5 protein-coding genes are annotated in these 9,779 nt (G+C 44.9%); all 5 read left to right on the forward strand.

Annotated elements, in window-relative coordinates; genetic code table 11:
* Positions 1-160 precede the first annotated feature (160 nt).
* The 5 genes from LN893_RS18075 (at position 161) to LN893_RS18095 (ending at position 9,427) form a co-directional block, all read left to right on the forward strand.
* Positions 161-3,400: a SusC/RagA family TonB-linked outer membrane protein gene (locus LN893_RS18075; protein WP_229972532.1), complete on the forward strand. Its 3,240-nt coding sequence runs from the start codon at positions 161-163 to the stop codon at positions 3,398-3,400.
* Positions 3,401-3,419: 19 nt separating this feature from the next.
* Positions 3,420-5,324 carry a RagB/SusD family nutrient uptake outer membrane protein gene (locus LN893_RS18080; protein WP_229972533.1) on the forward strand — a complete coding sequence of 635 codons (1,905 nt, stop codon included), beginning with the start codon at positions 3,420-3,422 and terminating at the stop codon, positions 5,322-5,324.
* A gap of 627 nt (positions 5,325-5,951) precedes the next feature.
* A complete protein-coding gene (locus tag LN893_RS18085) occupies positions 5,952-7,733 on the forward strand; it encodes a rhamnogalacturonan lyase (RefSeq protein ID WP_229972535.1) in 1,782 nt (593 codons plus the stop codon).
* The gene (locus tag LN893_RS18090) at positions 7,733-8,512 is read left to right on the forward strand and encodes a rhamnogalacturonan acetylesterase (RefSeq protein WP_229972538.1); all 780 of its coding nucleotides are present in this window, start codon (positions 7,733-7,735) and stop codon (positions 8,510-8,512) included. Before LN893_RS18085 ends, LN893_RS18090 begins: the two co-directional genes overlap by 1 nt.
* 72 nt (positions 8,513-8,584) lie before the next feature.
* On the forward strand, positions 8,585-9,427 hold the full coding sequence (locus tag LN893_RS18095; protein WP_229972540.1) for a rhamnogalacturonan acetylesterase: 843 nt from the start codon (positions 8,585-8,587) through the stop codon (positions 9,425-9,427).
* The last annotated feature ends 352 nt before the right edge of the window (positions 9,428-9,779 follow it).

A 9,779-nucleotide genomic window follows, 5' to 3' on the forward strand; every position in this document is an offset into this window, starting at 1 on the left:
TTGAAAAACTTCTTAAACGAAAGTTAATTGTTTAAATATATGATGGTTGTATAAAAGTGTGGCAGGATAGAGCAGGACGCGTCTTAAGCTGATGGTAGGTAGATTTATATATGTTTTAGTAAACCAACTTTTATACTAAAGTGCATATGTATCTAACATCATGAAGACAAGACTAAATTATGCTCACTATGTTTTTTTGGCTTTGCCCATGTTTAGCTTGGCTGGCAATACAGCACGGGCCGAAGTTAAACTTAGCCATAAAAGCATACACTTTGGCAATCTAGAAGTCCTAACTACAGCCCCGCCAGTTTTCTTCAAAAGTGCAGATAGAGACCGTTCAGAGAGGTTATTTGATGTAACCGTTACTGGAAGCATAACAGGTGACAATGGCGAGAGTTTACCTGGAGTATCCATACAGGTAAAAGGTACTACATTAGGTACTACTACAGATGTAAACGGCAACTTCACGCTAACGGTACCTGATGGCAATGCCACACTGGTTGTATCTTATTTAGGGTATATGCAGCAAGAAGTTGCTGTAAACAATCGGACGAACATAAACATTGCGCTTAAGCCAGATACAAAAGCGTTAGATGAAGTGGTGGTAATCGGTTATGGCACGGCTCAGAAAAGTGATGTCACTGGAGCTCTGTCGTCTGTAACTTCTGAGCAGATCGAGGAGATTCCGGTGCAGAATATAACACAGGCTTTACAGGGTAGGGCAGCGGGTGTCGATATTGCTACCAACAGCTTTCGCCCAGGTGCCGTGCCATCTATCCGTATCAGAGGTAACCGCTCTGTAAGCGCTTCCAACGAACCGCTTTACGTGGTAGATGGAATTCCTTTGGCTGAGGGCACTGGTATAAACGATTTCAATCCGTTGGACATCGAATCAATAGAGATTCTGAAAGATGCTTCCTCAACCGCTATCTATGGTTCTAGGGGTGCGAACGGTGTTGTGCTTATTACTACCAAAAAAGGAAGAGAAGGAAGGTTTAGCGTAAACTATGACGGGTACGTGAGTTTTGACAGTCCACTGGTGAAGCTTAATTTATTTGATGGACCAGGGTTTGCCGAACTAAGACGCGAAGCTTATAGAAACACAGGTGCTTATGCCAGTGCATATCCTGATCCTGCCTTGGATTACAATCTGTTTAGCCAGGACCCTTACCTGTGGGAATCGGTGGCAATGGGCTATGAGTGGGTTGACCTGGAAAACAGAATTCCACGCATGCGCCCCGCCACTCCAGAAGAGCAGGCTTTGTATGGTGTTAGCGAACTTCCTATCTATAACCCAGGCAATGTACGGTCTACAAACTGGCAGGATATGGCTTTGCGCGATGCAGTTACACAGAGCCATCAGATCATTATAAGAGGCGGTACCGATAAAATAAGAGCTGCTTTTTCTGCTGGTTATTTAAACCAGGAAGGACTACAGCCAGGGCAGGATTTTGAGCGATATAACACACGCATAAACCTTGACTATGATGTAGCAAGTTTCCTTACTGTTGGGGCCTCCGTAAATGCCAACGTAAACATCCAGAATTTAGGAGGAAATATCTATGGCAAGTTTATAGGGCAGCTTCCTTTAGCCGTGCCTTATGACGATGAAGGAAATGTAATTCAACTGCCTGGTGGAGACATCAATATTTTTAACCCGATACGGGATGCGGACTTAATTATAAACGAAAACCGAACGACGCGCTTTTTTGGTAGCTTTTATGGCGAAGCTAAGATAGCAGAGGGCCTTCGGTACCGCTTAAACTTTGGCCCAGACTTCAGACATACTAGGAACGGTACGTTTGAGGGTGCTCTATCCTCTAACAGGCAAGGATCTACGGCACGCGCTGTAATAGGCCAAAACCAGAACTTTACATATGTAGTTGAAAACCTTTTGTTTTACGATAAGACCTTTGGTGAGAACCATAGCTTAGGAATAACCTTACTGCAAAGTGTCCAGAAAGACAGAAACGAAGGCAGTAGCATTACAGCTTCTGATTTTCCTTACGAAAGCCAGTTATGGTATAACATAGGCTCTACAAACCAGAGTACACCAACTGCTTTTTCCAGTGGCTACTATCTCCGAACGCTTCAGTCCTGGATGGGGCGTGTAAACTATAGCTTTAAAGACCGATATTTACTTACAGTTTCTGGTCGTTATGATGGCTCCTCGGTGCTGGCCCCCGGAAATAAATGGGATTTCTTCCCATCTTTTGCCTTAGCCTGGAAAGCGCAGGAAGAAGCTTTTCTGGAAGATGTTACGTTTATTGATGAACTCAAACTGCGTGTAGGTTACGGTTCAGTTGGACAGTCTTCTATAGGTCCTTATCAAACGGGTGGCGTGCTGGCGCGTACTTCCTATGTATGGGATGAGGCACCTGCTTATGGTTATACGCCATCAGGGCAGAGGCTACCAGATCTGCGTTGGGAGAAAACGAGTACTTTGAATGCAGGACTTGATTTTGGCTTCTTTAACAGGAGAGTTACAGGTTCTGTGGAGGTTTATGAAGCAAATACAACCAACCTAATCTTACCAAGAGCACTTCCAACTGCTTCAGGCTATGCAAGTGTTCTACAGAATATAGGCGCTACCCGTAATAGAGGGGTAGAGGTGTCTTTAACTATAGATAACATTCGCTCTGTTGACGGCTTTAACTGGAGCACCGATTTCATTTATACCAGAAACAAGGAAGAATTTGTTGAACTGTATAACGGGGAAAACGACGATGTGGGTAACAGGTGGTTTATAGGCCAGCCACTCGGTGTTTACTATGACTATAGGTTTGAAGGCATCTGGCAGGAGAGCGAAAGAGAGGAAGCGGACGTTTATGGTCAGGAGCCAGGAGACATTAGAGTGGCAGATCTGAATAACGATAACGAAATTAACGCACAGGATCTGACAATTGTAGGTTCTAACAGGCCGAAATGGTCTGGTAGCATCAACAACACTTGCTCGTACAAAGGCTTTGATCTGTCTTTCCTGGTGTATGCCCGAATCGGACAGTTAATTAACAGTACCGCTTACCGCCCTGGCCTCGGTGGCCGCTATCAAGGGATCGCGTTTGATTACTATACGGCTGCAGATCCGAGCAATGAGTTTCCGCGCCCACTCCGCAACACTGATATCCAGCAGTATGGCTCCTCTTTACAGTACAGGAACGGTGACTTTGTGAGGGTACGCAATATTTCCTTAAACTACACTTTCCCGCAGGCTATCGTCTCCAAGTTCGGAGGTAACACCCTGAGTATGTATGTAAATGCTGTTAATCCATTCTTATTCACCGATTTTGAGGCGCTCGATCCGGAAGTAACAGATCCGGGCACAGGTACTGCAGATGCTGAACGGCAGCTTGGGCTAAGCACCAAGAGTTTAGTGTTCGGGTTAAGGATAGGTTTTTAATTAGTTAAAGTTGAGACATATGAAAAAGAAAAATATAATTCTGGCTGCTATCATTCCCCTGTTAGCATTTAGTGCTACCTCTTGCGATGATTTTCTGGAAGAGGAATTAGTGGCCACATTAACAGAAGATTATTACAATACAGAACAAGGCGTAGAAGATTTAGTGGAAGCGGCCTATGAGCCGGTGAGGCATAAGTTTACATATGAGTGGGCGTACTCTCTGTGGAACTTCGGAACAGATGAGTTTACACATGCAGACCAGGTAAACTTTAACTATTATAACACCTATGATGATCGCCTAAACCCTAATCCTCCAGCACCAGATGTTTTCTTGCATGAAACCTGGTCTACGCTTTATAATGGAATAAACCGTGCCAACACAGGCCTTGAATACATTCCTAATGTTGTAGGCGTACAGACGCTGGTTTCTCCTGAAGCCAAGGCGCAGCGCATGGGCGAACTGCACTTCTTGCGAGGTTTGTATTATTTTCAGTTGGTGCAGCAGTTCGGGGCTATCCCTTTGCCGCTGGAATCAACAAAAGGGGTGCAGACGGAATACTCCCGTGCCCCTGTTCCAGAGGTATATAATGTCATCATTTCAGATTTAAGATATGCTGTAGAAAACCTGCCTGTTACGCAGGCGCAATTTGGTAGGGCAACCAAAGGTGCGGCCCAACATTTTTTGGCAAAAGCATATTTAACGCGAGGTAGTGCCGTAACAGATGAACGAGGCCAAAAGCCGACTGATATAGACAGTGCCGCCTACTATGCCGATCAGGTGATAAATTCTGGTACCTACGCCTTAGAGCTTAATTATGCTAGGTTGTGGGACCTTTCAAGTTATGCGAACAGTGTTGCAGCACAAAAGAGTAAAGAAATTATTTTCTCTGCTCAATGGAATAACAACACCTTGCTTTCAGGTAGATACGGCAATCAGACGCACCTGTATTTCATAATGGCTTACGATCAGCAGCCAGGCATGGTGCGCGACCTTGCCAACGGACGACCTTTCCGCAGGCTAATGCCAACAGATTATGCCATGGATATTTATGACCGAAAGAACGATTCACGTTTTTACAAGAGCTTCCAGTTGGCTTATATCAGCAACAATCCTAACAACATTCCTGTCTGGACTGCAGCCAATGCGCCTGATCCAAGTTTAGTTGGGCAGAAAAGGTTTGCAGTTGGGGATACGGCGTTTTACGTGATGGTTAACTCCCCAGAAACCACCTTAACAGAAGCTGAAGTTAGAAGTAGCAGCTATAACTTGTATCCGCGTTACTATAGAACTAGCACTGGAGATTTAGCCTCAGCCTTTGCTACCAGAGGTGTATTTCCTACCTTGATCAAATATGTTGACCCTTTCCGTCAGAATTTGGGAGCGCAGCAAGGAGTTAAAGACGGCATTCTAGCTCGCCTCGGAGAAACTTATCTGATTGCTGCCGAAGCTTATGGACGAAAAGGAAATTATGGAAAAGCCCTGGAGTATATTAACGTTTTAAGGCAACGTGCGGCCTACGATGCTGGTGAGACAAAAAGACCAGAATATTGGATGGTAGAAGGGGGAGAGAGAGGAGATGTAAGTAGTACTTATAATGAAATTATGGCTACACAAGACCTCTTCATGACAGATGCACCTAGCGAAATGTACCCAACCTCTGTATCATCTACAGAAGAAAGATTTATACATTTTATCTTAAACGAAAGAAGCCGCGAACTGCTAGGCGAGCTTCATCGCTGGGAAGATTTAGTGCGTACAGAAACCTTGCTGGTGAGGGCAAAAGAGTTTAACCCTGATGCCATAAATGTGCAGGCGTTCCATAAGCTGCGACCTATTCCGTTACAGCACCTGGAGCGTATTACAGTAAATGGAAGGCCGCTTACATCTGCCGAAAGACAGGCCGAACAGAATCCAGGTTATTAGACTTTTTGAGTCAAATATACAGAAGGGAAGCAGAGGCGTAAAAAGCCCTGCTTCCCTTCTGTATTCACGCTAGCTTTACATATTTTCATTCTATAAGTATTGAATGAACTATAACTCTATTCATAAGAACTTACAGAAGATAAAACCAACGTTTTAGTTAAGCTTTCTCCACATAATTTCCTCTGGTAACATGCAACCTATGTTGGCGTAGGTGCCAAAAGTGCTGTAGTGGTTGCATGCTGTGACAGCCTTAACCAAGTACACCCGAAGAATACTTGTCTTAAAGCCAGAGGTTCAAAGTAACAGTCGCTGGAAGGGGAGTAACTGCATAATATGTTCTTAAGTTTGCGTAAAGTAAGTAGAAGTAGTGAAGCTCTTGCAGGATACTACAGGATGTATGCTGCTTAGTTATAGTTTATATTACCAACACTAAAATATTTTGAAGTAAAGGAAAGTCTATAATGCAGCTTTAATGCTGGGCCTAAACTAACTTTAAACATGCTGCAAAGCTTGTCTTTCCAATAGAATAGCATTCATACTTGCATGAGAATAAATCGATCTACACTTAAAACTGCATTGTTTTCAATTTTCTTTCTGTTGCTCGTTAGGCTAGCACCTGCACAGCGCATGATAGAAAATCTGGATCGAGGTGTGATTGCTATTAACCAGGGCGAAGGAAAGGTGTATGTAGGGTGGCGGATGTTTGGTACAGATCCAGCGGATATAGCCTTTAACCTTTACAGAGCCAGTGGTGGAAATGCACCTGTAAAACTGAATAAAGCACCCATAACAGAAAGCACCAATTTTGTAGATGAAGGTGTTGACCTGGGCCAGCCAAGTTCCTACTTTGTAAAGCCAGTTTTGAAAGGTAAGGAGAAGGGAAAGAGCGAATCCTTTACGTTGGCGGCTAAAGCACCTGTCCAGCAGTATTTATCAATTACTTTGCAGACACCTGCGGGGTACACACCTAACGATGCTTCTGTTGGAGATCTGGATGGTGACGGAACATACGAGGTTATCCTGCACCAGGCTGGTAGGGGGCGTGATACGCCATCTAACGGTTTTACAGATGAACCTATTTTTCAGGCCTACAAGCTGGATGGTACTTTGCTTTGGACGATCAATTTAGGAAAGAATATTAGAGAAGGTGCCCATTACACGCAGTTTATTGTAGTAGACATGGACGGAGATGGCATAGCTGAATTTGCCTGCAAAACCGCCGATGGAACAGTAGATGGTCAGGGCAAGGTTATCGGCAATGCTGAAGCAGACTGGCGCGACGCCAACGGTAAAATTCTGCAGGGGCCAGAGTATTTTACAGTTTTTAATGGAAGAACTGGGGCAGCACTTGCCACGGCCGACTACCTGCCTGGCAGGGGTAATCTCTGCGGATGGGGCGGCGTAGGCGGAAATGGTGGCAATGACTGTGACGGAAACAGAGCAGACCGTTTTGTTGCGGGTGCTGCATACTTAGACGGAAAACTGCCTAGCGTGCTAATGTGCCGCGGGTATTATGGCAGATCCGTTATCGCTGCCTGGGATTACCGTAATGGCAAACTATCTACCCGTTGGGTGTTCGACTCTCAAGACGGTGGCAACCCATATTCAGGCATGGGAAACCACGGTTTAAGTATAGCCGATGTAGATGATGACGGAAAGGATGAAATTATCTACGGTGCCATGGTGGTGGATGATAATGGGAAAGGCCTGTTCACGACTGGCTTGAGGCACGGCGATGCGCTGCATGTGACAGACTTGGATCCGTCCAGACCTGGGCTGGAGGTATTTGGTGTGCATGAAAACGAAGAACATACCTCAGGCCCTGGTGCAGCCTTATATGATGCCAAAACTGGAGAGATTTTATGGACAGGGCTTGATGGGAAAGACGCAGGAAGAGGCGTGGCAGCAGACATAGACCCTGACAACCCAGGTGCAGAGATGTGGTTCTCTGGCTCCAGAGGGCTGCTCAATCTGAAAGGGGAAAGAATAGGAGACAATCCGCCGTCAACAAACTTTCTAGTTTGGTGGGACGGTGACCTTACAAGAGAGCTTTTAGATGGCAACCACATTGATAAGTATAAAGTTGGCCGTCTTTTTACTGCAGAAGGCTGCGTTTCTAACAATGGCACCAAGTCTACTCCCGCACTTAGTGCTGATATACTAGGCGACTGGCGCGAGGAGGTAATCCTGAGGACAAAAGATAACAAGGAACTGCGGATATTTACAACTACCATTCCGACGGCACACCGAATGCCTACTCTAATGCATGACCCACAGTACCGTATGGCAATAGCTTGGCAAAACGTGGCTTATAACCAACCGCCCCACCCAAGCTTTTACATTAGTGAAGATATGGAACCAGCAAAACGTAAGGCTGTTAAACTGACCAGAATAAAGAAAGAAAAGTAATGATGATACTTCAAAAGAAAACAGTATGGTTTTTTGTTCCGCTTCTTTTGGTGATGGCCTTTGGCTTCAATCAGAAAAAGAAGCCAACGCTCTATGTTATTGGAGATTCCACAGTAAGGAACACAAATGAGGGCTATGGTGGCTGGGGCTCTTACGTGCACGAGTTGTTCGATACGACCAAGATTAACGTGAGCAACCAAGCTATGGCTGGCAGAAGCACCCGCACCTTTGTAAAAGAAGGTCGATGGGACCGAGTAATGGAAACACTTAAACCTGGCGATTTTGTGATTATGCAGTTTGGGCACAACGAAGGAAGCGTGCCTGATACTTCCCGTGCAGGTTACAGAGGCGTATTGAGAGGTACTGGTGAAGAAACAAAAGAACTAACCTGGAAAAACGGCGAAAAGGAGATTGTACATACCTACGGCTGGTACCTTTCAAAATTCGTGAAAGATGCTAAATCAAAAGGTGCCACACCTATAATTGCTTCCATGATTCCGCGTAACCAATGGAAAGAAGGAAAAGTCGTTCGGGCGGATGATAGTTTCGGTAAATGGGCTAGAGAGGTGGCCGAGGCGGAGGGAGTATACTTTATTAACCTGAACGAGATAACAGCAGAGAAGTATGAGGAATTCGGTCCTGAAAAAGTGAAAGCACTTTTCCCGACAGACCACACCCACACGAATCCAGAGGGAGCCAGAATAAACGCTGCTTCGGTGGTGGAAGGTCTGCAAAAGAATAAAAAACACCCTCTGAACAAATACGTGAGGAAATCCTAAGGTAAGGGACAGCTAAGTTCTGAACCTCTTTTATTTAAATTAAAACTTCATTTGTCACCTACTGATTGTAACATGGTACTATCAAAGATTTGGAAAAGCAAGCTTACATATTTGTTGCTGGTTTTGTTTGTTGCCGCATCCTGTGCGACACTAAGAACGAACCAGCCTAAACCAACTTTGTATCTGATAGGCGACTCAACGGTAAAGAATGGCCAGGGAAGAGGAGATGGTGGCTTGTGGGGATGGGGTAATTTTCTTGTAGAGCATTTCGATACCACCAGAATTTCGGTAGAGAACCATGCCCTCGGCGGCACCAGCAGCCGTACTTTCCGTACGCAGGGGCACTGGAGTAAAGTTCTCCCGAAGGTAAAGCCAGGAGACTATGTGATGATGCAGTTCGGCCACAACGACAGCAGCCCTATTAACGATACCCTTCGTGCACGCGGTACAATTAGAAACAACAGCGAAGAGGTTCAGGAAATAGAAAACCTGATCACAAAGCAGCAGGAAGTGGTGCACTCATACGGTTGGTACATGCGTCAGTTTATCTCAGAGGTTAAGGCAAAAGGAGCCACACCCATTGTGCTGTCGCCTGTGCCCAGAAACTCCTGGAATGGAGGCAAAGTTAATCGAAACAGCGGGGACTACGGCAAGTGGGCTGCAGAGGCAGCGCAGCAGGAGAACGTTGTTTTTATAAACCTGAACTGGATTATATCGGATCGCTATGACCTGGAGGGGGAGGAGAAAGTAAGGAGCACCTATTTTAACACACGAGACCACACCCACACCATTGAAGCTGGTGCCAGAGTTAACGCTGCTGCAGTGGCGGAGGGAGTAAGACAGGCTAAAAAGCTGGAGTTGAATAGGTACTTAGCCAAACAACCCAAAGCTTCAGGTGTAGCCTCAGGCAGGTAAGAAGCTTTTTTTCTTCCAGTAACAGTCTAAGTGGTTTTTTAGGTAACACTACAGGTAAGGTTTCTTAGAATCAAAAATCTTAACACCAGACTTACCTTGCAATGGCTACATATATCTTTAAGTAACACCTTTCTATTTATTATAGGGTGATTGATTGCTTACTTTACTTGTTTAAGTATCCTGTACGGGAAGAACTAGTTGCAGCTAAGCCTTTGAATAAAAAAGTAAAAAATAGCTTGAGTACAGGATAGTGCAGGATAGGTTGTACATATAGTATAGCTATATTTAATTAATGATACAAAGAAGATTTTTTGGTAGTTCTACAGAAGTAATGATGGCATAACAAAAAAGA

Origin of the sequence: Pontibacter harenae, from assembly GCF_020907245.1 — a bacterium.
Classification (GTDB): domain Bacteria; phylum Bacteroidota; class Bacteroidia; order Cytophagales; family Hymenobacteraceae; genus Pontibacter; species Pontibacter harenae.

Bases quoted from the DNA above. Each gene is read 5' to 3' on its own strand.
- LN893_RS18085 (WP_229972535.1), top strand. From the start codon at position 5,952: ATGATAGAAAATCTGGATCGAGGTGTGATTGCTATTAACCAGGGCGAA.
- LN893_RS18075 (WP_229972532.1), top strand. From the start codon at position 161: ATGAAGACAAGACTAAATTATGCTCACTATGTTTTTTTGGCTTTGCCC.
- LN893_RS18095 (WP_229972540.1), top strand. From the start codon at position 8,585: ATGGTACTATCAAAGATTTGGAAAAGCAAGCTTACATATTTGTTGCTG.
- LN893_RS18090 (WP_229972538.1), top strand. From the start codon at position 7,733: ATGATGATACTTCAAAAGAAAACAGTATGGTTTTTTGTTCCGCTTCTT.
- LN893_RS18080 (WP_229972533.1), top strand. From the start codon at position 3,420: ATGAAAAAGAAAAATATAATTCTGGCTGCTATCATTCCCCTGTTAGCA.